Genomic DNA, 25,838 nt, shown 5'->3' with positions numbered 1-25,838 from the left:
ACAGGGCCGGCGCGCCCCACGCCCCCTGTCCGTCACGCGGCGGCGGCCTCGCGCAGCGCGATGCCGGTCCACGCGCCGCTCGCGCACAGCTCCACCACCAGCTCGCGGATCACGTGGCGCACGGCGAGCGAGGCGGAACTGACTGGCAGCGCGTTCGGCCAGCAGAGGCTGCCGGGCCGACGGATCACCGGATCGACGATGCGGCGTATCCGCGGCCGGTCGGCCGGCGCGCGCAGCGCCACCGACACGGACGGCAGGATCGTGCAGGCCGCGCCCGACTGCGCGATCGACAGCAGCGTGGGCAGCGAATCGACGTCGGCAATGATGTTGAGCGGCACCTGCTCGCGCGCGAAGCTGCGTTCGAGCAGCACGCGCAGCCCGTTCGAGGCACCGGGCGCGACCAGCGGCACGCCGCCGAGCGCCGCGAGCGGGCAGCTGCGCGCACGGGGCGAGAGGCCGCCCGGCTCGCCCATCAGGCACAGCGCCTCGTCGAACAGCGGCAACGTGGAGATGCCGGGCGTGTTGGTGTCGCGAAACAGGATCGCGAGATCGAGCCGGCCGTTGGCGAGCAGCTCGTTCAGGTAGCCGCTCATGCTCTCGAAGAACTGCAGGCGGATGCCGGGATAGCGCTCGCGCACGCGCTCGAACACCGGCATCGCGAGGATCGCCGACATGGTGGTGGGAAAGCCGAGCGCCACCGTGCCCGATTCAGCGCCCACGCCCTCGCGCACCTCCTGGCGCAACTGCTCCATCTGGTGCAGCACGAGCCGCGCGTGGCGATACATGGCCTGCCCGGCGGCGGTCGGCTTCACGCCCTGCGGACTCCTGACGAGCAGCGGCACGCCGAGATCGTGCTCGAGCTTCGCGACCTGCTGGCTCAGCGAGGGCTGCGCGACGTAGAGCATCTCGGCGGCCTTGCCGAGGCTGCCGTAGTCGACGATGTTGACGAAATAGCGGAGCTGGCGAATATCCATGACGGGGGCGGCGAAAGGATGGCGCAAGGAGCCGGAGCGGTCATAGGATACCCCTATGACCGGCACATCCAATCGGTATTTCCGGCGTACCGCGCATTCCCCTACAGTCGGTCCATACGAATCCGGGCGCGCGAATTCCCTCGCCCGCGCCCTAGCCGGAGACACCGCATGCCCCTCGATCCGTCCGGTTCACCCGCGTCCAGCGCCGATCCCCTCGACCCCGCTGCTCCCATCGCCAAGCCCGCCCGGCAATGCGTGAGCGACCTGATCGGCACCGCGCCGGCCACCGCGCTGGCCGCCACGCTCGATCTCGACGCGCCGCCCGCGATCGGCGACGCGCTGCCGCCGCTCTGGCACTGGCTCTACTTCTGGTCCATCACCCCGCAGGCCGCGCTCGGCGCGGACGGCCACGCGGCCACCGGCGGTTTCCTGCCCGACCTCGGCCTGCCGCGCCGGATGGCGGCGGGCGGGCGGCTGCGGTTCACCGCGCCGCTGCCGGTGGGTTCGACGGCCACGCGCGAATCGCGCGTGCTGTCGATCGAGCGCAAGACGGGCCGCAGCGGCCCGCTCGCGTTCGTCACGGTGCTGCACGAGATCCGCGCCGGCGCCGTCACGGCGATTCGCGAGGAACAGGACATCGTCTATCGCGAGGCGGCCGTGCCCGGCCGGCCGCAAACGCTGCCGGCGCCGGTCGCCGCGCCGGGCGGCGCCGAATGGGAGCGCCGCGTGATGCCCACCGAGGCGATGCTGTTCCGCTACTCGGCGCTGACCTTCAACGGCCACCGCATCCATTACGACCGCGACTACGCGCGCCAAGTCGAAGGCTATCCCGACCTCGTGGTACACGGCCCGCTCGTGGCCACCCTGCTGCTCGACGCGGCCGCGCGCTTCGCCCCCGGCATGCGCGTGGCCGAGTATGTCTACCAGGCCGTCCACCCGAGCTTCGCCGGCCATCCGCTCGCGCTGTGCGGGCGCCGCGCCGACGACGGTTGCGCGTTCGACCTGTGGGCGCACGACCACGAAGGCCGGCTGACGATGTCGGCCCGCGCGCGCCTCGCCTGACTCCCCACCTTGCGGCCCCACCCTTGCCCACGATGAACGCCACCACCGACGCCTTCCAGGACATCCGCGACGCGATTCGCGATCTGTGCAGCCAGTTTCCCGCCGAGTATTTCCGCAAGATCGACGAGGCGCGCGGCTATCCCGCCGAGTTCGTCGACGCGCTCACGCAGGCCGGCTGGCTCGCCGCGCTGATCCCGCAGGAGTACGGCGGCTCGGGCCTCGGGCTTACCGAGGCCTCGGTGATCATGGAGGAGATCAACCGCAACGGCGGCAACTCGGGCGCCTGCCACGGCCAGATGTACAACATGGGCACGCTGCTGCGCCACGGCTCCGAGGCGCAGAAGGCGCGCTACCTGCCGAGGATCGCCTCGGGCGAGCTGCGTCTGCAGTCGATGGGCGTGACCGAGCCCACCACCGGCACCGACACCACGCGCATCAAGACCACCGCGGTACGCCGCGGCGACCGCTACCTGGTGAACGGCCAGAAGGTGTGGATCTCGCGCGTGCAGCATTCGGACCTGATGATCCTGCTCGCGCGCACCACGCCGCTCGCGGACGTGAAGAAGAAGAGCGAGGGCATGTCGATCTTCCTCGTCGACCTGCACGACGCGATCGGCCACGGCATGACGGTGCAGCCGATCCCGAACATGGTCAACCACGAGACCAACGAGCTGTTCTTCGACAACCTCGAGATCCCGGCCGAGAACCTGATCGGCGAGGAAGGCCAGGGCTTCCGCTACATCCTCGACGGGCTCAACGCCGAGCGCACGCTGATCGCGGCCGAGTGCATCGGCGACGGCCACTGGTTCGTCGACAAGGTCACGCAGTACGCGAAGGACCGCGTGGTGTTCGGCCGCCCGATCGGCCAGAACCAGGGCGTGCAGTTCCCGATCGCGCGCGCCCACGTCAACGTCGAGGCGGCCAGCCTGATGCGCTTCGAGGCCGCGCGCCGCTTCGATGCGCACGAGGCGTGCGGCGCGCAGGCCAACATGGCGAAGCTGCTGGCCGCCGACGCCTCGTGGGAGGCGGCCAACGCCTGCCTGCAGTTCCATGGCGGCTTCGGCTTCGCCTGCGAATACGACGTCGAGCGCAAGTTCCGCGAGACGCGGCTCTATCAGGTCGCGCCGATCTCGACCAACCTGATCCTGTCCTACGTGGCCGAGCACGTGCTCGGCCTGCCGCGCTCGTTCTGACGGAGGCATCCCATGCGCCCGCTTGAAGGCATCCGCGTCGTGACGTTCGAGCATGCGATCGCCGCGCCGTTCTGCACGCGCCAGCTCGCCGATCTCGGCGCGCGCGTGATCAAGATCGAACGGCCCGGCAGCGGCGACTTCGCGCGCGGCTACGACGAGCGCGTGCGCGGCCTGGCCTCGCACTTCGTCTGGACCAACCGCTCGAAAGAGAGCCTGACGCTCGACGTCAAGCAGCCGGTGGCGCTCGAGATCGTGCAGGCGCTGCTGGCCGAGGCCGACGTGTTCGTGCAGAACCTCGCGCCCGGCGCCACGCAGCGGCTCGGGCTCGATCACGCGAGCCTGGCCGCGCGCCACCCGCGCCTGATCGTCTGCGACATCTCCGGCTACGGCCTCGACGGCCCCTATCGCGACCGCAAGGCCTACGACCTGCTGATCCAGGCCGAGGCCGGCTTCCTGTCGGTGACGGGCGCGCCCGACGCGCCGGCCAAGGCGGGCTGCTCGGTGTCCGACATCGCGGCCGGCATGTACGCCTATTCGAACATCCTCGCCGCCCTGCTCGCGCGCGTGAAGACCGGGCGCGGCCGCCACATCGACGTGTCGATGCTCGAAAGCACGGTGGAGTGGATGAGCTACCCGCTCTACTACGCGTTCGACGGCCAGCCCCCGCCGCCGCGCGCGGGCGCCTCGCACGCGACCATCTATCCCTACGGGCCGTTTCGCGTCGGTACCAGTCACGGCGGCGGCAACGGCGACACGGTGATCCTCGGCCTGCAGAACGAGCGCGAATGGCAGCGCTTCTGCGAGACGGTGCTGCGCCGCCCCGAGCTGGCCGACGATGCGCGCTTCGCCTCGAACAGCGGACGCGTCGCGCATCGCGACGAACTGGGCGCGCTGATCGACCAGGTGTTCGCGGGGCTCGATGCGCCCGAGGTGCTGGCGCGCCTCGACGCCGCGCAGATCGCCAGCGCGCGCATGAACGACATGCAGGCCGTGCGCGAGCATGAACAGCTCGCCGCGCGCGGGCGCTGGACCACGGTGGCGACGCCGGCCGGCGAGATCCCGGCGCTGCTGCCGCCGGGCCTCGCCGCCGAAGACGACGCGCGGATGGACCCGGTGCCGGCGCTCGGCGAGCACACCGACGCGATCCTCGCCGAACTCGGCTACGGGCACGAGGCGATCACCGCGCTGCATCGGTCCGGCGTCGTCTAGCGACGCTGGCGACGCTGGCCGCGCGGCACCCGCAACCGATCACAAGACGACGCCCCGCGCCCGCTCCGGGCGCACGGGGCGCGATAACGGAGACACCCCTGATGACCCGCACTGTCAATGCCGCGGGCCGGCTCGATCGCCTGCCCGTTTCGCGTTTCCACTGGAAGATCCTCGGCCTGATCGCGGGCGGCGCGTTCCTCGACGCGTTCGACCTCTATCTCGCCAACGGCGCGCTCGCCTCGATGGTCAAGGAAGGCTTCACCGACCTGGCCCATGGCGCGATGTTCGTATCGTCCACCTTCATCGGCATGATGATCGGCGCGTTCGCGGCCGGCTACGTCGGCGACCGGCTCGGCCGCCGCTACTCGTACCAGCTCAACCTCGCGATCTTCGGCGTGGCGTCGCTGGCGGCCTGCTTCGCGCCCGGCATCGACTGGCTGATCGCGCTGCGCCTCGTGATGGGCATCGGGCTCGGCGCCGAGCTGGTGGTGGCGGCCGGCACGCTCGCCGAATTCGTGCCGCCCGCCACGCGCGGCAAGTGGGTGTCGCTGCTCGCGGTGATCACCAACAGCGGGCTGTTCGCGGCGCTCGCGGCCGGCTACTGGATCATCCCGCACCTGGGCTGGCGCTACATGTTCGCGCTGGCCGGCGTCGGCGCGCTGGTGGTCTGGTTCCTGCGCAAGCGCATGCCCGAATCGCCGCGCTGGCTCGAATCGGTGGGCCGGCTCGACGAGGCCGAGGCCACGCTCGCGACGATCGAGGCCGAGGTCCGCGCGCGCCACGGCGCGCTGCCGCCCGTCACGCGCACGGTCAGCCTGCAGACGGGCCGCGTGCCGCTCGCGCGGCTGTTCGCGCCGGCCATGCGCGGGCGCACGCTGGTGGCCGCGCTGACCGCGATCGGCGTGAACGTGGGCCTGTACGGCTTCGTCGCCTGGCTGCCGACGTTTTTCGTGGCCGAGGGGCTGTCGGTGGTCAGGTCGCTCGGCTTCGTGTTCCTGATGTCGATCGGCTCGCCGGTGGGCGGCCTGATCGGCTACGCGGTGGCCGACCGCTGGGGCCGCGCGCGCGGCATCGTGATCGCCTCGCTGGTGACGATCGCGCTGGGCTGGCTCTACGTGACGCTGCGCGACGCCACGGCGATCGTGATCGTCGGCTTCGGGCTCGTCAGCGCGCTCTACACGATCACCACGCTCGGGCTGTTCGGCTACATCCCCGAACTGTTCCCGACCGAGGTGCGGCTGCGCGGCACCGGCGTGGCGGGCACCTGCGGGCGCGCCTCGTCGATCGCCACGCCGTATCTGGCGCTGCTGCTGTACCAGCGCTTCGGCGTGTCGGGCGTGATCTCGATGGTGAGCATCGTGCTGGCGGTGCTGTGCGTGGCGATCGCGGTGCTGCGCGTGGAGACGAGCCGGCACGCGCTGGAGGACATCTCGCCCGGCGACGGCGGCGGCCCGGTCGCGGAGCCGGGCGAGGCCAGCGCCGCCGAGACGGTGGCCGAGCACTGAGCCGGTTGTCCCATGACGAACGGCCCGCGCGGGCGGGCCGCTTCCCGCCGATGATCGAACGTCCCATGACATCAGCGCCCGCGCCCCGCTTGCCCGATCCTCTTTGCGCCGCCCTCCGGCCCGCGTATCATCGCCGGCATGACACCTGAAACTGCCCGCCAACGCATCGACCGCCTGCGCCGCGAGATCGAGGCCGGCATCCTGGCGCATCCGCGCCCCGATCCGCGCGGCCGGACCGAGGTGGACGGCCTCGCGATCGGCTGCCTCACCGAGCCGATCCCGCCGCGCGCCTACTTGTACGAACCGGGCATGTGCGTCTCGATCTCGGGCGTCAAGCACCTGCTGGTGGACGGCAAGCCGTTCTCCTACGATCCCGACCACTTCCTGCTCACCTCGTTCGGCCTGCCCGCGATCGTCGAGGTGCCGGGCGCGAGCCGCCGGCGGCCCTATACGGGACTGCAGATCCGGCTCGACCTCGACGCCGCGCGCGAGGTGCTGGCCGAGACCGGCGCCACGCTGGCCGGCGTCGCGCCGGCCGCGCCCGGCTTCGCGGTGGCGCCGCTGTCGGCCGAACTGCTCGACGCGCTCGCGCGCATGGTGGCGCTGCTGCGCCGCCCGCACGACGCCGCCGTGCTCGGCCGCCTGCTGCACCGGGAGATCCTTTACCTGCTGCTGACCGGGCCGGCCGGCCCGAGCCTGCGCCAGATCATCCAGACCGACTCGCCGGCGCCGCGCATCACGCGCGCGCTGGCATGGCTGCGCACCCACTACCGCGAGCCGTGCAACGTCGCGCATCTGGCCGCGCTGTGCGGGATGGGCGTCTCCACGCTGCATCGCCACTTCCAGCGGCTCACCACCATGAGCCCGATCCAGTACCAGAAGCAGTTGCGGCTGCACGAGGCGCGCCGACTCATGATCAACGACGGCGTGGACGCGGCCAGCGCCGCGTTCCAGGTCGGCTACGAGAGCGCGACGCAGTTCAGCCGCGAATACCGGCGGCTGTTCGGTGACGCGCCCAAGCGCGACGTCAGCACGATCCGCGAGCACGGCGTGGCGACCGAACCGGTCGTCTGAACCGGGCTCGCTTCCAGTCCGCTTCCGAGTCAACTTGCCCGATCGTCTCGTTGCGGCACCGCAAAGCGGCAGCGGGTTCTCCCCTCGCACCGCTGCTCGCCCGCCGCTCACACCCCAGTAGCAAACCCGATTCCCACCACCCACGATCCGACCGATGATCGCGATCGACCGGAAAATCGTACCGTCGCACGCGCCGCCCGCCCCCGTTCCTGTCGCGAAACTGGCGCGTTCGCCAGCCTCACCGCGACTGGCACAAAAAAGTTGCAACGATCTATGACCGCGATTTCAACCGGAGCCGAAACGATGCAACACTAGGCGGCGTTGCCCCGCGCAAAATCCTTCAGTCCGACGCGCGGCCCGTGCCGCGCGAATCCGGTCTCCCCTGTTAAGGTACCCGACCCATGCGAATCCGAAGCGCATCGTCCGATCTGTTGTTCTTCCTGAGGTCCTGGTTCGAGAATCCGCTCAGCGTCGCCGCGATCGCCCCGTCGGGCGAGCCGCTCGGCCGCCTGATGACGCGCGACATCTCCCGCCTCGACGGCCCCGTGCTCGAACTCGGCGCCGGCACCGGCGTGTTCACGAAGGCGCTGCTGCGCCGCGGGCTCGCGCAGCGCGACCTGATCCTGGTGGACAGCAGCGAACGCTTCGCCGCCCTGCTCGCGGGGCGCTTTCCCGACGCGAAGATCGTGGTGGGCGACGCGGCCAACCTGTTGCCGCTCGGCGTGGCGCTGCCGCGCTCGGTCGGCTCGGTGGTGAGCGGCCTGCCGCTGCTGTCGATGCCGAAGGACAAGGTGGCCGCGATCGTCGGCGGCGCGTTCCATTACCTGCAGGACGACGGCGCGCTCTACCAGTTCACCTACGGCTTCCGCTGCCCGATCCCGCGCGCGACGCTGCACGCGCTGGGGCTCAAGGCCGTCTGCGTGGGCCGCGTGTTCCGCAACCTGCCGCCCGCGGCCGTCTACCGGATCTCGCGCAAGTAGGCGCGGCGGCGCTGCGTCCACGAAAAAAAACCGCCGGGCCGGATACGCGCTCCGCGGCGGTTGGATAACGGCGGCCATGAGCCGCCGTGGACCGTGATCATGGCCCGGGCCTTCATGGCCCGCGCATGGCGCGCAGCGGGCGCCATGCCCGCCGCCCGCCACGCAAGCCTTACTGCGCGCCGATGCCCGACGACACGCGCCAGAGATCGACGTTGCCGTCCTGCGCGTGGCGGTCGATCTCGGCCAGTTCCTCGGCGCTGAACGCGAGCTGCTTGACCGCATCGAGCGCATCGTCGAGCTGCGCCACGGTGCGCGCGCCGATCAGCGTGGACGACACGCGCGCGTCGCGCAGCGTCCAGGCGATCGCCATCTGCGCGAGCGTCTGGCCGCGCCGCTCGGCGATCGCGTTCAGCGCGCGGATCCGCTCGAGATTGTCGGCGTTCAGCATTCCCGCGTTCATCGAACCGCTGCGGCTCACGCGTGCGTCGGCCGGCACCTCCTTCAGGTACTTCGAGGTCAGCAGGCCCTGCGCGAGCGGCGAGAAGCCGATGCAGCCCACCCCGAGTTCGTCGAGCGTCTGCAGCAGCCCGTGCTCGATGCTGCGGTTCAGCATCGAGTAGTTCGGCTGGTGGATGAAGAGCGGCACGCCCTCGGCTTCGAGGATCGCGGCCGCCTGGCGCGTCAGTTCGGGCGAGTACGACGAGATGCCGACGTACAGCGCCTTGCCCTGCCGGTGCAGCTGCGCGAGCGCGCCCATGGTCTCGTCGAGCGGCGTATCCGGGTCGACGCGATGCGAATAGAACACGTCGACGTAGTCGAGCCCCATGCGGCGCAGGCTCTGCTCGCAGCTCGCGATCAGGTGCTTGCGGGTGCCGGTCGGGCCGCCGTAGGGGCCGGGCCACATCGCCCAGCCGGCCTTGGTCGAGATCACCAGCTCGTCGCGGTGGGGCTTGAAGTCCGCCGCGAGCCAGCGCGCGAAGTTTTCCTCGGCCGAGCCGGCGGGCGGGCCGTAGTTGTTGGCGAGATCGAAATGCGTGACGCCGCGGTCGAACGCGCGGCGCAGGATCGCGCGGCCGGTCTCGAACACGTCGACGCCGCCGAAGTTCTGCCAGAGGCCGAGCGAGATGGCCGGCAGCACCATGCCGCTGCGGCCGACGCGGCGATAAGGCATGGCGTCGTGATAACGATTCGGGTCCGCCTGATACTGCATCATGTTTTCTCCTCCTGGACCGATGCACGGCGCCGGGCGAATCCGCGGCGTCGCATCGCGTGCGAGGCGACGAGTGTAGAGGCATGGCACGGCATTCCGGAAATTGATTCTGCAGATCGAATCCATCTATTTTCGGAATAGATGCGGCAAGCCGGACTTGCTAAGCTGCTGGCCGTCGCGCCCGCGCGGCGCCCTTGCATCGAAGCTCGCCAGGCGGCGGCCTCACCCAACACCTCGCGCGCCGCGCACGGCGGCGCGCCCCGCTCACCTCATCGCTCACCATTCCCCGGGAGAACACACATGGAAAAGGCTGCAATCGGATTCGTCGGCGTCGGGCTGATGGGCCACGGCATCGCGAAACACCTGCTCGGCGCCGGCCATCCGCTCACCGTCGTCGGCCGCCGCAATCGCGCGCCCGTCGACGATCTGGTCGGCCGCGGCGCGCAGGAAGCCGCCTCGCTGGCCGCGCTCGCGGCGGCCTCGTCGATCGTGTTCCTGTGCCTGACCGACGCGCCGGCCGTCGAGTCCGTGATCGGCGAGATGAAGGACCACCTGCGCGAAGGCACGATCATCGTCGACTGCTCGACCTCGGACCCGGCCGCCACCGAGCGCGTGGCCGCGATGCTGGCCGAACGCGGCGTCGACTATTGCGACGCGCCGCTCGGCGGCACCCCGGAGCAGGCCGAGGCCGGCCAGTTGCAGGCCATCGTCGGCGCCACGCCGGCCGTGTTCGCGCGGCTCGAGCCGGTGTTCGCGCCGTGGACGGCCAAGGTCGTCCACGTGGGCGGCGTCGGCGACGGCCACCGGATGAAGCTGATCAACAACTTCGTCGCGCTCGGCTACGGCGCGCTCTACGCCGAAGCGCTCGCGATCGCGCGCAAGTCGGGGCTCACGGCCGAGCAGGTGGACGGCGTGCTGCGCGGCAGCCGCATGGACTGCGGCTTCTACCAGACCTTCATGGGCTACACGCTCGAGGGCAAGCGCGACGCGCACAAGTTCACGCTGACGAACGCGCACAAGGACCTGCGCTACGTGGAGGCGATGGGCAACCATGCCGGCTGCGCGACCTACGTGGCCAGCACCGTCAAGAACGCCTATGCCACTGCGCTTGCGGCCGGCGCCACCGGCGCCGAGGACTACGTGCCCCATCTGCCCGACTACATCGCGCGCGCCAACGGCCATTCGGTCTGAGCGCCCGCCGGCGCGCACGCGGGCATGCACGCGCCGGCAAGCAACAATCGCTATCGAATCAAGCAAGCGGCAGCCGCTGTTCCGGCCCGGCACCGCGCGCGATACTGAGGCCGGCGCGCGCCTCGCCGGTCATGCCGGCACGGCACGCGGCGCGCGCCGCCCCCTCACCTTCGCCCGCGCCGCCATCATGCCGAACCTGCTCACCGTCGTCGTCGCGAACGCGGCCGACGCCGATCTCGCCACCTATCTGCTGGACCCCGAGCGGCCGGCGCTGCAAGCCGGCACGCGCCACATGGTCGGCCCGCAGGTGATGCCGCTCGCGGTCGCGCCGGACCGCGCCACGCTCTACGCGGCCACGCGCGGCACGCCGCCCACGCTGGTGCAATGCCGGCTGGAACCTCACACAGGCCGGCTCGAAACCGGCTACCGGCTCGCGGTCGAGGCGGGCCACGTCTCGCTCGCGATCGACCATGCCGGGCGCTTCCTGTTCGGCGCCTCGTATGGCGCGCACCAGCTGGTGGTTCACGAACTGGCGCGGCTCGAACACGGCGATGCCGCGCCGCGCCAGATCCTGCCCGGGATCCGCCATGCGCACGCGGTGGTGGTCTCGCCCGACGACCGCTTCGTCTACGCGAGTTCGCTCGGCGGCGACATGCTGGTCTGCTGCACGCTCGACGCCGCGCGCGAGGCGCCGCTCGCGATCGTCGCCACGGTGCCGTTCGAAGCCGGCTTCGGCCCGCGCCATCTGCGGCTCTCGCCCGACGGCGCGTGGCTGTACGTGCTCAGCGAATTCAGCGCGCGCGTCGCGGTGTTCCGGCGCGATCGCGACGACGGCCGGCTCAGCCTGCACGGCGTCACGCCGCGCCCGCTCGAACTCACGGCGCTGCACGACGGCCAGGCTCGTCCGCCCGCCACCGAACCGCAGCCGGACCCGGCCACGCTGGCCCGCGCGATCTGGGCCGCCGACCTGCAGGTGCGGCCCGACGGGCGCTTCGTCTATGTTTCGGAACGCACCACGCACCGCCTGTTCGTGCTGCGCGTGGCCGACGACGGCACGCTCGTACACGCCGGCGCGGTGCCGACCGAGGCACAGCCGCGCGGCTTCGCGATCGATCCGTCGGGCCGCTGCCTGATCGCCTGCGGGGAACGTTCGCCGTGGGTCGCGCTCTACGAGATCGACGCCGAATCGGGCCTGCCGGTGCTGCATTCGCGCCTGCCCGGCGGACACGGTGCAAACTGGGTGGAGATCGTCGCGCACGAGGCGTGACGCGCGGCGCGCGCGGCCGGATCGACCCAGGACAATGCCGCGAGCGCCGCGCCGGCCACGCGCCCGGCGCGGCGCCGCGATCGACCTGAGACAAAGCGGATCGATCGTCACAACGCGCGCTTGTATGCCTCGTAGCGTGCGCGGTTCTCCTCGTTCGGCGGATACAGCCCCGGCAGCGACGCGCCGTTGCGCACCTGCTCCATGATCCAGCCTTCGAGCCGCTCCTGCTCGGGCGCCGCGTTCGCGATGGTGTCCACCAGCGCGGCCGGGATCACGATCGCGCCGTCGGTATCGACGACGATCAGGTCGTCGGGAAACACGGCCACGCCGCCGCAGCCCACCGGCTCCTGCCAGTTCACGAAGGTCAGGCCCGCCACCGAGGGCGGCGCCGCCGCGCCGCGGCTCCACACCGGCAGCTGCGTATCGAGCACGCCGGCCACGTCGCGCATCACGCCGTCGGTCACGAGCCCGGCCACGCCGCGCCGGCGCATCCGCGCGCAGAGGATGTCGCCGAAGATGCCGGCATCGGTGATGCCCATCGCATCGACCACGGCGATGCAGCCGGCCGGCATCGCCTCGATCGCGGCGCGCGTCGAGCGCGGCGACGACCACGATTCCGGCGTCGCGAGATCCTCGCGCGCCGGCACGAAGCGCAGCGTGAAGGCGCGCCCGACGAGGCGCGGCTGCCCCTCGCGCAACGGCCGCGCGCCGCGAATCCAGACGTTGCGCAGGCCCTGCTTCAGCAGTAGCGTGGTGAGCGTGGCGGTGGTGACCGACGACAGCGCGCAGGCGATCTGCGGATCGATTGACATGGTGATTCCTCCAGCAAAGACGAACAGGCAAACAGTCGAATGAACGAACGGGGAGCCGCCAGAGCCCGGCTCAGATGCTGGCGATCAGGCCGCCGTCCACGCGCAGCACCGAGCCCGTGATGTAGGCGGCGCGCGCGCTGGCGAGGAACGCGACGGCGTCGGCGTATTCGGCGGGCTCGCCGTAGCGGCCGAGCGGGATCGACGCGGTGCTCTCGGCCGCCACCGCCTCGACCGGGCGCCCCTCGCGACGCGCCTTCGCCTCGTCGAGGAAGCGGATCCGGTCGGTGGCGATGCGGCCCGGCACCACCACGTTCGCGGTGATGCCGTCGCGCGCCACTTCGCGCGCAAGCGTCTTCGACCAGCCCACCAGCGAGGCGCGCAGCGCGTTCGACATGCCGAGGTTCGGGATCGGCGCGATCACGCCCGACGAGGCGCTCGTGATCACGCGGCCCCAGCGCCGCTCGCGCATGCCCGGCAGCACGCGATCGGTGATCGCGATCACCGACAGCACCATCATGTCGAAATACTTGCGCCATGCCTCGGCCGCCTGCCCCGAGGCCGGCGTCGGCGGCGGCCCGCCGGTGTTGTTGACGAGCACGTCCACACCGCCGAAGCGCGCCTCGATCGCGGCCACGCGCGCGTCGATCGCGTCGAGTTCGGCCAGATCCCAGTGCAACGCCTGCACCTGCACGCCGGCCGGCGCGGCGGCCTCGACCGCCTGCGCCGACTGCCGCAAGGCGGCCTCGTCGAGATCGGCGAGCACGAGGTTCGCGCCCTCGCGCGCCAGCGCCGTGGCAATCGCGCGCCCGAGCCCACCGCCGCCGCCCATCACGAGCGCGGTCCTGCCGTTCAAACCCAGATCCATGTCTGTCTCCCGGCCCGATGGCCGTGGTTGCGAAATCGGTCGGCACGGCGGCATGCCGTGCCGGAATGTGGATGACGCCGGCGGATGACGCCGGCGGATGAGGCCGGCGGATGAAGCGGGCGCAGCGCCGCTCAATCGACGTCGTCGGGGTGCCCGTCGTATTCGACGCGGCAGCCGAAGCCGCCATGGAACAGCGCCTCGAACGCATCCTCGGCCGGCGCCTCGGCGAGGATGCGCGCCGCGTGCCGCTCGGCGTCGTCCTCGGGCCGGTAGCCGAGGAAGCGCGCATTGGCGTTGTCCCAGCGGTTGCGTGCGTTGTCCGACACGCCGTAGACGATCACGAAGTGATAGCCGGGATGCTCGATCGCGCGCCGCACGAGCTGCACGGTGTCGCGATGGCTGATCCACGTATACAGATGGCGCGGCGCGCCGGGCCGGTCGTCGGGGCGGAACGAGCCGATCCGCAGGCAGGCCACCGACAGCCCGTGCTTGTCGGCATAGAGCCGCCCGAGCGCCTCGCCGAACACCTTCGACACGCCGTAGCGGCTGTCGGGGCGCGGCGCGGCCGTGTCGTCGATCATCCGGTCGCGCCGGTGGAAGCCCACCGCGTGGTTCGAACTCGCGAACACGAGCCGCTTCACGCCGGCCACGCGCGCCGCCTCGAACACCTGATAGCAGCCCTCGATGTTCATGCGCTGGATCCGCTCCCAGCTGTCCTCGTCGGGAATCCCGGCCAGGTGGACCACGCAGTCGATGCCCGCCATCGCCCGGGCCAGCTGCGCGGCATCGGTGATGTCGGCCGTGACGACTTCCTCGCCCTCGCGCGCCGGGGCCTGCGCGGCGATGTCGGCGAGCCGCAGCAGCGCGTAGCGGCCCGTCAATCCTTCTCGCAGCACGCGGCCGATCTGGCCCGCCGCGCCGGTGATCAATACCTTCGTCATCTCGTGGCTCCTGTCTGCCTGGGCGGCGGCGCGCCGCCCCTCAACTCATGATCCCGATCTGCCACGGCACGAACTCGTGGTCGCCGAGCCCGAGCAGCTCGCTGCGCGTGCGCTGCCCCGACGCCGTGGCCAGCAGCGCGTCGAAAATCTCGCGCCCGGTGCTTTCGATGGTGGCCGTGCCGTCGAGGATGCCGCCGCAGTTCAGGTCCATGTCGTCGGCGAGGCGCCGGTACATCGGCGTGTTGGTGGCCAGCTTCAGCGACGGCACCGGCTTCGCGCCGAACATCGAGCCGCGCCCGGTGGTGAACGCGATCAGGTTCGCGCCGCCGGCGATCTGCCCGGTGGCCGAGACCGGATCGAAGCCGGGCGTGTCCATGAACACGAGCCCGCGCGCGGTGACCGGTTCGGCGTAGCGGTAGACGGCCATCAGCGGGCCGGTGCCGCCCTTCATCGACGAGCCGATCGATTTCTCGAAGATGTTCGCGAGGCCGCCCACCTGGTTGCCGGGGCTGACCTGGCCGTTGATCTGCACGTCGCGCCCCACCGAGTATTCGTGCTTCCACCAGCGAATCCGCTCCACCAGCTTCTCGCCGATCTCGCGGCTCGCCGCGCGGCGCGTGAGCGTGTGCTCGACGCCGTAGATCTCGGGCGTCTCCGACAGGATCGCGGTGCCGCCGTGCCGCACCAGCAGGTCGACGGCCGCGCCGAGCGCGGGGTTCGCGGTGATCGACGAGAAGCCGTCCGAGCCGCCGCATTGCAGGCCGACGCGCAGATGCGCGGCCGGCACCGTGCGGCGCGTGGCGCGGTTCGCCTCGGGCAGCAGCGCGGCCACGGCCGCGATGCCGGCCTCGATGGTGCGGCGCGTGCCGCCCGATTCCTGCATCACGAACGTATGCAACCGCGTGCCCGGCTGCAGCCCCTCCTGTTCGAGCAGGCCGGCCAGCTGGTTGCGCTCGCAACCGAGCCCGACGATCACGGCCGCGGCCAGGTTCGCGTGGCGCGCATAGCCGGCCAGGGTCCGGCGCAGCAGCGCCATCGGCTCGCCGCTCATCTCCATGCCGCAGCCGATGCCGTGCGTGAACGCCACCACGCCGTCCACGTTCGGATAGTCGGCGAGCCGCTCCGGCGTGAAGTGCGCGGCGATCCGGTGCGCGACGGTGGCCGAGCAGTTCACGGTGGCGAGGATGCCGAGATAGTTGCGCGTGCCCACCGCGCCGTTCTCGCGCACGAAGCCCTCGAAGCTCGCGCGCTCGGCCTCGGGCAGCGGCTCGACCGGGCGGTAGTCGGCGCCGAACGCGTAGTCGCGATCGAACTCGCGGAACGTCAGGTTGTGGCTGTGGACCAGCGTGCCGGCCGCGATCTCGCCGGCCGCGAAGCCGATCACCACGTTGTATTTGCGGATCGGCTCGCCGTCGCGAATCGCGTGCGCGGCGATCTTGTAGCCGGCCGGCACCTGGCTGCGGCAGCTGACAGGCTCGCCGAGCGGCAGCGGCGTGCCGAGCGCGATGTCGGTGCGCGCGATCACGACGTTGTCGTCGGGATGGAGCCGGATCACGGGGCCGGCAACGGTCTTGGTCGATGTGGAAAGCATGGTGTGGGCGAAGGGAAAGCGCCGGCCCGGCGGCAAGCCGGCCGGCGAAAGTGCTATCGCGGGAAGCGCGGCCGACGTGGCAGCGCCATCAGCCGATGCGGGTCCAGCGGCCGTACTTCGCGACCTGCTGCTCGTCGAAGCCGAAGCCGAGCCCCGGCGTCTGATGCAGCACGACGCGGCCGTCGCGATGGCTCAGCTGGCGGTCGACGAGCCGGCGGAAGTTCAGCACCTGATCGTCGGGGAAGAACTCGACGTAGCGCGCGTTCGGCGTGGCGGCCACCAGCGGCGCGTGCAGGTCGTGGAACCAGTGCGGGCACATCGTGACGCCGTGGCTGGCGGCCGTGGCCGCGATGCGGCGCCACTCGCTGATGCCGCCGCAGACGGCCGCGTCGGTCTGCAGGATCGCGGCCGCGCCGGCCTCGAGTAGCGCCTTGTGATACCAGCGGCCATAACCGATCTCGCCCGTCACGACGGGAATCCGCGTTGCCTTCGCGAGCCGCGCGTGGTTATCGACGTCGTCGGGCGAGAACGGCTCCTCGACGAAATACGGATCGTAGGCCTCGAGCCGGCGCAGGTATTGCAGCGCCTGCGGCACGTCGGTCCAGCCGTTGTTGATGTCGAGCATCAGCTCGACGTCGGGGCCGATCGCCTCGCGCGCGGCACGCACGCGGGCCTCCTCCTCGCGCGGCGAGAGCCGCCCGCATTTCATCTTCACGGCGCGAAAGCCCTGCTCGACGTAGCCGGCCATCTCCTGCCCGAGCATCTCGGGCGTCTTGCCGTCGAGGTAGTAGCCGCCGCTCGCGTAGGCCGGCACCGTGTCGAGCTGGCAGGCGCCCAGGTATTTGTGCAGCGGCACCGCGTGGGTGCGCGCGTTCAGGTCCCACAACGCCGTGTCGAGGATGCTGATGGCGCGCATCACGGTGCCGGCGCGCCCCTGAAGCAGCGCCTCGTCGTACATCGCGCGCCACAGCCCTTCCACTGCGTAGGAATCCTTGCCGATCAGGAGCGGCGCGAGCAGCTGCTCGACGGCGGCGCCCAGCAGCGCGCCGCCCGCGCTGCCCACGTAGCAGAAGCCGATGCCTTCCACGCCGTCGGTCGAACGCACTTTCACGAGGCCGTAATGGCGCACCGCCACGGTTCGCGTGGCAAACGAGGTCACGCGGTCGAGCGGCACGGCCGCCGCGCACACCTCGATCGATTCGATGATGGGCATCTGTCTCCTCCGTTGAGGGCGGCCCTTACCGGCCGCCTGTTAGGGTAAGTGTGAAGGCAGCGCGGCAGGCAAAGGAAGTATGCTTTGGCTTCTTCAAAGCATAGAATTTTTATCGATGGACTCCCGCTACCTGCAGAGCTTCGTCTATGTGGTCGAACTCGGTTCGATCGCCGAAGCGGCGCGCCGGCTCGACCTGACGCCGGCCGCGGTGGCGCAGCGGGTGAAGATGCTGGAGCAGGAGCTGGGCGCGCAGCTGGTGCGCCGCTCGGGCCGCACGGTCGGCACCACCGAGGCCGGCGAGCGGATCCTCGAACGCTCGCGCGCGATCCTGCACGACATCCGCGATCTGAAGTCGGACCTGGCCGAATCGTCGGTGCTGGCGGGCCAGCTGCGCATCGGCGGCATGGCCACCATGATGACGGCGTTCATTCCCGCCGTGCTCGCGCAGCTGCTCGCGCGCCATCCGGCGATCGACTTCTACCTGGAGCCCGGCACCTCGCTCGATCTCTATCGCAAGGTGGTCCACGGCGATCTCGACGCGGCGCTGATCGCGCATCCGCTGTTCAACATCCCGAAGAGCTGCGAGTGGCATACGTTCCGCGAGGAGCCGCTGGTGCTGCTCGCGCCGGCTTCGATGGCGGTCAGCGACCCGCACCTGACGCTGCAGGCCGAGCCGTTCATCCGCTACGACCGCAACGTGGTGGGCGGCCAGCTGGCCGACAGCTACCTGCGCCAGCACGGCATCATCACGAACCAGCGCTGCGAGCTGGACGGGCTCGCGGCGATCGCGGCGCTCGTCGATCGCCGGCTCGGCGTGTCGCTGGTACCGGACTGGAACGTGCGCGCGCTCGACGGGCTGTCGCTCGCGAAATGGCCGCTGCCGCACGCGTTCCTGAAGCGCCGCGTCGGGCTGATCTGGCATCGCTCGTCGGCGCGCGTGCGGCTCGTGCAGGCGTTCCTCGGCGTCGCATCGGAGCTGGCCGGCGCCTGAGCCGCCGCATTCGGCACCCGAAGCCACGCCCGCGCGGCATGGGACAATCGCCCCGCCTCACTCCACCGAATGCGCGTGCGAGACACGCAGCGTCAGCGCCCCGCGAATGCAGAACAGCATCGCCAGCGCGCCGGCGAAATCGATCAGCGCACCGAACAGGAACGCGCTGCTGTAGCCGCCGAAGTACTGGATCAGGAAGCCCGTCAGCGCCGGTCCGACGATCCCGGACAGATTGCTGAGGAAATGGATGAAGCCGCCCACGCCGCCCTGCCGGTGCAGCGGCAGGATCTCGTGCTGGATCGCCCAGATCGACTGGCACGAGCCGGTCAGGAACAGCAGCGCCGCGCCGATCAGCGCGACGGCCAGGCTCAGCGAGTTCGCCGAGGTGATCAGCAGCACCGCCACGCCCGACAGCGCGAGCGGGATCGTCGCGACCAGCTTGCGCGCGAGGATCGGGTCATCCATGCGCCGATAGATGAAGTCGCCGATCAGGCCGCCGCCGAAATAGCCGAGCGCGCCGCAGATCCACGGGATCGACGAGACCAGGCTCATCGACTTCAGGTCGAGATGGCGCTCGGTGGTCAGGTAGCTCGGCAGCCACGAGATGAACACGTACTGCGTGTAGTTGACGGCGAACAGGCCGGCGCCGAGCGCGAGCGTGCTGGGCCGCTTCAGATAGGTGCCGAGCGTGGTGCCGGCCGGCTCCGCGTTGCGCACCTCGGCGCTCGCGCGGCTGTCCTCGATCAGGCGGCGCTCGGCGGCGCCCACATGGCGGCTCGCGGCCGGCGTCTCGGTCACCAGCAGCCGCCAGCAGGCGATCCACAGCAGCCCGAGCACGCCGATCACCACGAACGACACGCGCCAGCCGAAGCCGAGCGCGATCAGGCCGATGATCGGCCCGGCCATCGCGTTGCCGAGCGTCTGGCCCGAGAACGTGAAGCCGATCATGGTGGCCGCCTCGTGGCGCGGGAACCAGTTCGAGATGGTGCGGTTCGTGTTCGAGCTCATCGGTCCTTCGCCGATGCCGAACAGCACGCGGTAGACCAGCAGCGAGACGAAGCCGGTGGCCGCCGCGGTCAGCGCGCAGAACAGCGACCAGATCGCCATCGCCCAGGTGAACACGCGCCGCGTGCCCCATTTGTCCGACAGATAGCCGCCGAGGAACGAGAAGATCGAGTAGCCGACGAAGAACACGCTGAACACGATGCCGAGCTGCGACGGCGACAGATGCAGCGTGCCGCCCACCATCGGCGCGACGATGCCGAGCGCGGCGCGGTCCATGTAGTTGATCGCGCCGGCGGCGAACAGCAGGCCGGCTACCACGTAACGGTATCGTCGAAGGTTCATCGCTGTCTCCATGATTCGACTCATCGGCGGCGCCCGGCACGGGCCGGGCGCGCCCCGCTCGCGACGGCGCGGCGGGCCGGCGCGCGCGAGGCACGCCGGGTGTCGGTCAGGAGTGTGCTGGCGATGCCGGCATGGGGAAAGCCAGCGCCGATTGTTTCAAAAGATAAAAATTCTTTCGACCTCGGGCGGGCTGGCTCGCGCCGTCAGCCGTTTGTCAGCGTGCTGCGCGAATGTGAGGGACTGCGAATGAACGAACAAACGATCGATCGGCCGGCGCACGGCCGCGAAGCGAGGCGTCGTTCTCAGCCCGTATACGCGTCGCCCAGCGCGCGCACCACGCCGGGCGGATGCCCGATGGTGCGCTTGAACGCGCGGCTGAACGCGGCCAGCGAGCCGTAGCCGAGCCGGTACGACACCGCCTCGATCGGCTCGCGGTCGCGCGCGATCCATTGCGCGGCGAGCCGCATGCGCAGCTCGGTCAGGTAGCGCACCGGCGTCATGCCGGTGGCCGCGAGGAAGCGCTCGGCGAACACCGAGCGCGAGTTGCCGGCCTCGGCGGCCAGCTCGGCGACGGTCCAGTTGCGGCCCGGGTCGCGATGCAGCGCGACGAGCGCGCGGCCCAGGCGCGGGTCGCGCAGCGCCTGTACCCAGCCCGCAGCGTCGCCGCAGCCGCACTCCACCCAGCCGCGCACGATGAACGCGGCCACCACGTCGGCCAGCCGCGCCAGCACCGCCGCGAAGCCGGCCCGCTCCAGGCACGACTCGCGCTCCATCGCGTCGAGCATCGCGCGCAGCTCCGGGTAGCGTTCCAGCAGCGTGCCCACGTGCATCATCTCCGGCATCGAGGCGACCAGCGGCTGCATCCCGCCGAGATCGAGCTCCATGCAGCCGCTGAAGATCAGCACGTCGTCGTCGGCCTCGCCGTGCGCGGGCCGCCCGCCCTGCATCGTGTCGATCGCGGCGATCGATTCGCAGAGCTTCGCGGTGTCGAAATCGGCCACCGACATGCAGCTCACGTCCGGCGCCGAGAGCAGCGCATGCATGCCGCCGCGCGGCATCAGCACGGCATCGCCGGCATGCAGCGCGACGGTGCTGCCGTCCGCCTCGCGCAGCAGCACCGAGCCCTTGCCGATGAAGTGGAACTGCGCGCAGACGGGCGGGTTGTGGAAGCGCACGCCGAACGGCGGCGCGAGATGGAGCCGGCGGTACTGCACGCCCTTCAGGCGCATCCCGAGCAGCAGTTCGCTGACGAGATCGTGGGAATCGGGGAGGGATTGGGGCGTGTCGGGCATGGTGATCCGGACGTTCGATCAAGTTTCGCGGATTGTATGTCATAGACCGTCAGCCTGCTGGCCCGTACTCTATGCGCTCGTCGTAAACCCTAGTCTCGAGCGAAACGAACCATGGATATCAGCCCCCAGACCTCCGCCACCGTGACCCCGGCCGAACAGCCCGCATGGAGCGCCGTCTACGCGATGGCGCTCGGCGTGTTCGGGCTCGTCACCGCGGAATTCCTGCCCGCGAGCCTGCTCACGCCGCTCGCCGCCAGCCTCGGCATCACCGAGGGCACGGCGGGCCAGGCCGTCACGATCACCGCCGCGGTCGCGCTCGTCACCAGCCTGCTGATCGCCGTGATCACGCGCGGCATCGACCGGCGCCGCGTGCTGCTGGCGTTCTCGGTGCTGCTGGTGGCCTCCAACGTGCTGGTGGCGAGCGCCACCAGCTTCGGCGCGATCCTGATCGGCCGCGTGCTGCTGGGCGTCGCGCTCGGCGGCTTCTGGACCATGTCCGCCGCCACCGCGATGCGGCTGGTGCCGCCCGCGATGGTGCCGCGCGCGCTGTCGATCATCTTCAGCGGCGTGGCGGTGGCCACCATCGCGGCGGCCCCGCTCGGCAGCTACTTCGGGCATCTGATCGGCTGGCGCAACGTGTTCTTCGCGGCCGCCGCGGTGGGCGCGCTGTCGTTCGCGGCGCAGCTGGCCACGCTGCCGTCGATGGCGCCCTCCGGCACCACGCGGCTGCGCACGCTGGTGGACGTGCTGCGCCGGCCCACCGTGGGGGTGGGCATGTTCGCCACGATCCTCGTGTTCACCGGCCACTTCGCGTTCTTCACCTACCTGCGCCCGTTCCTCGAAGAGGTGGCCGGCGTCGGCGTGAACGCGCTGTCGGCGATCCTGCTCGGCTACGGCGTGGCGAACTTCCTCGGCACGCCGCTCGCGGGCCGCGTGCTCGAACACCGGCTGCGCCCGATGCTGATCGCGATGCCGGCGCTGATGGTGGCGCTCGGCATCGCGCTGTCGATCTTCGGCCACCTGCCGGCGATCGACGCGGTGCTGGTCGCGCTGTGGGGCATGGCGTTCGGCGGCGTGCCGGTGGCCTGGTCCACCTGGGTCACGCGCACCGTGCCGGACGAGGCCGAGAGCGCGGGCGGCCTGATCGTGGCCGCGATCCAGCTCGCGATCTCGCTCGGCGCGGCCGCCGGCGGCGTGGTGTTCGATTCGCGCGGCGCGACCGGCGTGTTCGTCGCGGCGGCCGTGGTGCTGGCCGTGGGCGTCGCGATCATCGTGGCCGGCGTGCCGGTGCGCGCCGAGGCCAAGGCCGGTTGAAGTACGTCGGGCGCAACGCCCGCTTGAAACGAAGCGGTGGCGCGTGATCAGGCGCGAAGGCGCTGCCCGCTCAGCGGCGGCTGTTCGAGCGCGCCGCTGTTGACGTTCACGGCGCGCCGCAGCGTCACGCGTTCGCCGTCGAAGCGGCATTCGACGGTGTCGCGAAACGCCGTCTCGGGATAGAGCCAGACCATCCGCAGCGTCGCCGCGTCGAGCCAGCCGGCGCGCGCCACCACCGGGCTGTCGGTGAAGCGGTAGCCGTGATGCAGTTCGGTGCCGGGCATGCTGGTGGTCGATTCGATCCAGTCGCCGAGCCCCGCCGTCACGACGTGTTCGCCGTCCGCATCGACGAGCCGGCACTCGCACTGCCCGGCCGTGAACACGAACCGCAACTCGGTCGCGCCGGCCTCGTTCGGATCGAGCCGATAACGCCAGTCACCCACCACCTGAGCTTTCCCCGGACGCTCCGCATGCGTGCCGTCGAACGCGCGCTGCCACGGCAGGTCCGCGTCGGGCGACTGCCAGCGCGCGAGCGCCGCGTCGAGCCGCGCATCGGCCTCGGCACCATCGAACGGCGCGGCGCGAAACGCCGACGGGAAATGCCATTCGATCAGCGGCATCAGCCGCTTGCTGCCCTTGATCGCGCCCGTCACGGCCAGCGTCGCGCCGGCTTCGGGGAACACGCGCGCGAGCTGCGTGAACACGCCGATCGCGCTGTAGCTGCCGCCGTCGTGGACCCACCAGTGATAGCCGTAGCGATTCGATGCCTCCTGCGCCTGCGTGGCCGCCTCGATCCAGGCCTCCGGCAACACCTGACGGCCCTCCCACACGCCATGCTGCGCATGCAGGATGCCGAGCTTGAGCAGGTCGGCCGTGCGCGCCCACAGTCCGTTGCCGCCCGGGTTGATGCCATCCGTACCGAGATCCCAGGTCTCGCCGTGGATGCCGAGCGGCGCGAACAGGCGCGGCTTCAGGTAATCGTGCAGCGTCTGCCCGCTCACGCGGCTGATGATGGCCGACAGCATGTAGCTGGCCGCGCTCGTGTAGACAAAATTGGACCCCGGCGGCGTGGCGACCGGGATCGCGAAGAACGCGTCGATCCAGCTCGTCGTCAGTTGCCGCCACAGCGCGCCCGAGGTCTCGCCGGCATGGCCGGTGCGCATCGTCAGCAGGTCGGCCACCGTCATCGCGGCGCCCGGATGCGGGGCGGCCGGCGCGTCGGGGAAGAAGTCGGCCACGCGGTCGTCCAGCCGCAGCCGCCCTTCCTCGATCGCGAAGCCGATCGCGCAGGCCGTGAAGCTCTTCGCCACCGAATGCAGGTTGCGCCGGCGCCCGGCGTGGTATGGCCAGCGCCAGCCCTCGGCCACCACCTTGCCGTGCCGGTGCAGCATGAACGCGTGGACGTCCAGCCCGGCACGCTCGACGTCGTCGAGCCAGGCGACGATCGCGCCGGCATCGACGCCCACCGCCGACGGCCGCGCGCGAGCGAGCCCGTCGTCGAAACGCGCGGCCGCGCCGTTGCTCCCCTCGCCGCTCACCCCGGCGCTCATCTGCGGCCTCCGGCGAACAGCGCCGCCGCGTTCATCGCGGCCTGCGCGCGCGACGCGCTCGCGTCGAACAGCGCCGGCACCGACGGCGAGGCCACGTACTGGTAGAGATCCTTCGGATCGCCCGGCATCGGGATCAGGTCGATGTCCTCGCCCACTTCGAGCCGCGTCGCGACGTCGAGCAGGTAGCGCAGCGCCGAGAAATCCTCGAGCGCGAAGCCGACCGAATCGAACACCGTCACCTGCGCCGCGCTCTCGCGGCCCGGCACGCGGCCCGCCAGCACTTCCCACAGATGCACCACCGGAAACGCCGCCGGCAGCTGCTGGATGTCGCCCTCGATGCGCGTCTGCGGCTCGAACTCCACCACCACGCGCGCGCCCGTGAGCACGTCCGCGTGCAGCTCGGTCTTGCCCGGGCAGTCGCCGCCCACCGCGTTCAGGTGCATGCCGGGCTCGATCATGGCCGGCGTGACGATGGCGGCGTTGGTCTTGTCGGCCGTGATGGTGGTGACGATGTCAGCGCCGCGCACCGCCTCGGCCGCGCTGGCCGCGCGGACCAGCGTGAGCCCCGGCGTGCCGCCGAAATTGCGGACCAGCTTGTCGGTGGCCGCCTCGTCCACGTCGAACAGGCGCACCTCGTGGATGCCGAGCATCGCGCGGAACGCGAGGATCTGGAATTCGCTCTGCGCGCCGTTGCCGATCAGCGCCATCGTGCGCGAATCGGCGCGCGCCATGGCACGCGCGGCAAGCGCCGAGGTGGCCGCGGTGCGCAGCGCCGTCATGATCGTGAACTCGCTGAACAGCAGCGGGTAGCCGGTATCGACGCGGGCCAGCACGCCGAACGCCATCACCGTCAGCAGGTTGATGCGCGTGTTCTTCGGATGGCCGTTCACGTACTTGAAGCCGTACAGGTCGGCGTCGGAAGTCGGCATCAGCTCGATCACGCCGCCGGGCACGTGGTTGGCCACGCGCGCGGACTTGTCGAATTCGTTCCAGCGCAGGTAGTCGTCGCGGATGTAGTCGGCGAGCGTGGCGATGAAGCGCTCCGCGCCGGTCGCGGCGACCAGCTTGCGAATGTCGCCGACGTCGAGGTATCTCGTCATGATGATCAGGTTCCTTGGTGAAAGTTCGGCTCAGGCTCCGAGCAGGTAGCCGGTGCGGACGGAATGCTCCCCCGTCACGCGCCCGAGCGGGTCGCCGGCGCGCACGTAGCGCACGTCGCGGCGCATGTAGAACATGCCGGCCGTGCGGCTGTGCAGCCGGGTGCGTGTGCCTTCGACCGGATCGACGATCTCGAACATCTCGGTGCCGGCCTCGACGCGCGTGCCTTCCGGCACGCGGTGCAGCAGGATGCCCGACACCGGCGCGTAGAACTGCTCGCTGCCGGCCAGCGGCGTGGCCGGGAACGGCAGCGGCGGCGGCGGCTCGACGGGCGCGTCGATCATGCCGGTGAGCGAGAGGTAGGCGATGATCGCATCGGCGTCGCGGCCGGCCAGCGCGTCGCTGACGTCGCGCTGGCCGCGATGCTCGACCGTCACCGAGATCGCGCCGCGCGGGATCGGGAAGCGCTCGCCGAAGCGCTGCTGCAGCTGCCACCAGGTCAGGCTGTGCGCCTCGTCGAACGACTGGCCGCCCGAGTCCACCGCGAGCAGCGAGGCCTGCGCGCCGAGATAGCGCGCGAGCGGCTCGACCTCGTCCCAGATCGCCGCGCCCGTGTAGACGTGCATGGCCGCCTCGCGCGAGCAGTGCAGGTCGAGCACGATGTCGGCATCGACCGACAGCTGCATCAGGCGGCGCTGCAGATCGTCGAAGGTCTGGCGCGGCGTCATCGCGTCGAGCAGCGCCTTCCATGCCTCGCGGATCACCGTGCGGTTGTGGTCGATGTCGTCGCTCAGGCGCGCCTCGACCGCCTCGGCGATGCGTTCGCCCAGCACCGGGAAGCCGCGATTGAAGTTGCGCCCGCTCGCCAGGTCGAAACGGCCGACCGGCGTGCCGAGCACGAACTGCGCGAGCCCGACCGGGTTCGCGGCCGTCAGCAGCACCACCTCGCAGCGCAGCCGGCCCGCCGCCTCCAGCGCCTGCAGGCGCGCCTTCAGATACACGGCCACCAGCATCGCCGGCACTTCGTCCGCATGCAGGCCCGCCTGCACGTAGACCTTGCGGCGAGCCTGCGGCGAGCCGAAACGCTCGACGCAGAGCTGGTGGGCGGTGCCGTCGGCGACGGGCAGCAGGGGATGGATCTCGCGGGAAGACATGAAGT

Annotated in this window: 22 protein-coding genes; 10 read left to right on the top strand and 12 right to left on the bottom strand. The window is 70.9% G+C overall.

Translation table 11 applies throughout. The features are described from left to right. Positions 1-32: 32 nt before the first annotated feature. A complete protein-coding gene (locus tag BpN12_RS22230) occupies positions 33-974 on the bottom strand; it encodes a LysR substrate-binding domain-containing protein (protein ID WP_246797606.1) in 942 nt (313 codons plus the stop codon). Positions 975-1,142: 168 nt separating this feature from the next. Here BpN12_RS22230 and BpN12_RS22225 point away from each other — a divergent pair, with 168 nt between their 5' ends. The 6 genes from BpN12_RS22225 to BpN12_RS22200 all read left to right on the top strand — a co-directional run bounded on the left by BpN12_RS22225 (position 1,143) and on the right by BpN12_RS22200 (position 7,997). Continuing rightward, the gene (locus BpN12_RS22225; RefSeq protein WP_246797605.1) at positions 1,143-2,036 is read left to right on the top strand and encodes an HTD2 family dehydratase; all 894 of its coding nucleotides are present in this window, start codon (positions 1,143-1,145) and stop codon (positions 2,034-2,036) included. Between the two features lie 32 nt (positions 2,037-2,068). Then, positions 2,069-3,229, top strand: coding sequence for an acyl-CoA dehydrogenase family protein (locus tag BpN12_RS22220; protein WP_246797957.1), 1,161 nt, complete (start codon positions 2,069-2,071; stop codon positions 3,227-3,229). Between the two features lie 12 nt (positions 3,230-3,241). After that, the gene (locus tag BpN12_RS22215; protein ID WP_246797604.1) at positions 3,242-4,438 is read left to right on the top strand and encodes a CaiB/BaiF CoA transferase family protein; all 1,197 of its coding nucleotides are present in this window, start codon (positions 3,242-3,244) and stop codon (positions 4,436-4,438) included. Between the two features lie 101 nt (positions 4,439-4,539). Next, the gene (locus BpN12_RS22210; RefSeq protein WP_246797603.1) at positions 4,540-5,943 is read left to right on the top strand and encodes an MFS transporter; all 1,404 of its coding nucleotides are present in this window, start codon (positions 4,540-4,542) and stop codon (positions 5,941-5,943) included. A gap of 138 nt (positions 5,944-6,081) precedes the next feature. Further along, positions 6,082-7,017, top strand: coding sequence for an AraC family transcriptional regulator (locus tag BpN12_RS22205; RefSeq protein ID WP_246797602.1), 936 nt, complete (start codon positions 6,082-6,084; stop codon positions 7,015-7,017). Positions 7,018-7,418: 401 nt separating this feature from the next. Beyond that, positions 7,419-7,997 carry a class I SAM-dependent methyltransferase gene (locus BpN12_RS22200; RefSeq protein WP_246797601.1) on the top strand — a complete coding sequence of 193 codons (579 nt, stop codon included), beginning with the start codon at positions 7,419-7,421 and terminating at the stop codon, positions 7,995-7,997. Between the two features lie 169 nt (positions 7,998-8,166). Here the strand turns inward: BpN12_RS22200 and mgrA are convergent, their stop codons facing one another. Beyond that, positions 8,167-9,207, bottom strand: coding sequence for an L-glyceraldehyde 3-phosphate reductase (gene mgrA, locus BpN12_RS22195; protein WP_246797956.1), 1,041 nt, complete (start codon positions 9,205-9,207; stop codon positions 8,167-8,169). Positions 9,208-9,507: 300 nt separating this feature from the next. Here mgrA and BpN12_RS22190 point away from each other — a divergent pair, with 300 nt between their 5' ends. Both BpN12_RS22190 and BpN12_RS22185 read left to right on the top strand, forming a co-directional pair. After that, positions 9,508-10,398, top strand: a complete 891-nt coding sequence (locus tag BpN12_RS22190; protein ID WP_246797600.1) for an NAD(P)-dependent oxidoreductase — start codon at positions 9,508-9,510, stop codon at positions 10,396-10,398. Between the two features lie 187 nt (positions 10,399-10,585). Continuing rightward, a complete protein-coding gene (locus BpN12_RS22185; RefSeq protein ID WP_246797599.1) occupies positions 10,586-11,665 on the top strand; it encodes a lactonase family protein in 1,080 nt (359 codons plus the stop codon). Positions 11,666-11,772: 107 nt separating this feature from the next. Here the strand turns inward: BpN12_RS22185 and BpN12_RS22180 are convergent, their stop codons facing one another. From BpN12_RS22180 to BpN12_RS22160, 5 genes are all read right to left on the bottom strand, one after another. Beyond that, positions 11,773-12,477, bottom strand: coding sequence for a ribonuclease activity regulator RraA (locus BpN12_RS22180; protein ID WP_246797598.1), 705 nt, complete (start codon positions 12,475-12,477; stop codon positions 11,773-11,775). Between the two features lie 70 nt (positions 12,478-12,547). Beyond that, positions 12,548-13,342: an SDR family oxidoreductase gene (locus BpN12_RS22175; protein WP_246797597.1), complete on the bottom strand. Its 795-nt coding sequence runs from the start codon at positions 13,340-13,342 to the stop codon at positions 12,548-12,550. A 131-nt stretch (positions 13,343-13,473) separates the two neighbouring features. Then, complete coding sequence (locus BpN12_RS22170; protein WP_246797596.1) at positions 13,474-14,283, bottom strand: NAD-dependent epimerase/dehydratase family protein; 810 nt, start codon at positions 14,281-14,283, stop codon at positions 13,474-13,476. A gap of 40 nt (positions 14,284-14,323) precedes the next feature. Next, entirely contained in the window at positions 14,324-15,874 is a 1,551-nt protein-coding gene (locus tag BpN12_RS22165) for a UxaA family hydrolase (RefSeq protein ID WP_246797595.1), read from the bottom strand. 88 nt (positions 15,875-15,962) lie between these two features. Continuing rightward, on the bottom strand, positions 15,963-17,087 hold the full coding sequence (locus tag BpN12_RS22160; protein ID WP_246797594.1) for a mandelate racemase/muconate lactonizing enzyme family protein: 1,125 nt from the start codon (positions 17,085-17,087) through the stop codon (positions 15,963-15,965). A gap of 115 nt (positions 17,088-17,202) precedes the next feature. Here BpN12_RS22160 and BpN12_RS22155 point away from each other — a divergent pair, with 115 nt between their 5' ends. After that, a complete protein-coding gene (locus BpN12_RS22155) occupies positions 17,203-18,078 on the top strand; it encodes a LysR family transcriptional regulator (protein WP_246797593.1) in 876 nt (291 codons plus the stop codon). Between the two features lie 57 nt (positions 18,079-18,135). Here BpN12_RS22155 and BpN12_RS22150 read toward each other — a convergent pair whose 3' ends face one another. Continuing rightward, positions 18,136-19,425: an MFS transporter gene (locus tag BpN12_RS22150; protein WP_246797592.1), complete on the bottom strand. Its 1,290-nt coding sequence runs from the start codon at positions 19,423-19,425 to the stop codon at positions 18,136-18,138. 302 nt (positions 19,426-19,727) lie between these two features. Next, entirely contained in the window at positions 19,728-20,717 is a 990-nt protein-coding gene (locus BpN12_RS22145; protein ID WP_246797591.1) for an AraC family transcriptional regulator, read from the bottom strand. A 111-nt stretch (positions 20,718-20,828) separates the two neighbouring features. On the opposite strand from BpN12_RS22145, the gene BpN12_RS22140 reads away from it, so the two are divergent. Continuing rightward, the gene (locus BpN12_RS22140; protein ID WP_246797590.1) at positions 20,829-22,031 is read left to right on the top strand and encodes an MFS transporter; all 1,203 of its coding nucleotides are present in this window, start codon (positions 20,829-20,831) and stop codon (positions 22,029-22,031) included. A 47-nt stretch (positions 22,032-22,078) separates the two neighbouring features. Here the strand turns inward: BpN12_RS22140 and BpN12_RS22135 are convergent, their stop codons facing one another. From BpN12_RS22135 to BpN12_RS22125, 3 genes are read right to left on the bottom strand one after another with little or no spacing between them, the layout of a single operon-like run. Beyond that, on the bottom strand, positions 22,079-23,581 hold the full coding sequence (locus tag BpN12_RS22135) for a serine hydrolase domain-containing protein (RefSeq protein WP_246797589.1): 1,503 nt from the start codon (positions 23,579-23,581) through the stop codon (positions 22,079-22,081). Next, entirely contained in the window at positions 23,578-24,681 is a 1,104-nt protein-coding gene (locus tag BpN12_RS22130) for an ornithine cyclodeaminase (RefSeq protein ID WP_246797588.1), read from the bottom strand. The genes BpN12_RS22135 and BpN12_RS22130 overlap by 4 nt, the downstream gene beginning before the upstream one ends. A gap of 30 nt (positions 24,682-24,711) precedes the next feature. Further along, positions 24,712-25,833: a succinylglutamate desuccinylase/aspartoacylase family protein gene (locus BpN12_RS22125; protein WP_246797587.1), complete on the bottom strand. Its 1,122-nt coding sequence runs from the start codon at positions 25,831-25,833 to the stop codon at positions 24,712-24,714. Between the last annotated feature and the right edge of the window lie 5 nt (positions 25,834-25,838).

Source organism: Burkholderia perseverans, from assembly GCF_022870505.1.
Lineage (GTDB): Bacteria > Pseudomonadota > Gammaproteobacteria > Burkholderiales > Burkholderiaceae > Burkholderia > Burkholderia plantarii.
The sequence above is the reverse complement of the archived record's forward strand: the minus strand, read 5'-3'. Positions and strand labels throughout refer to the sequence as shown.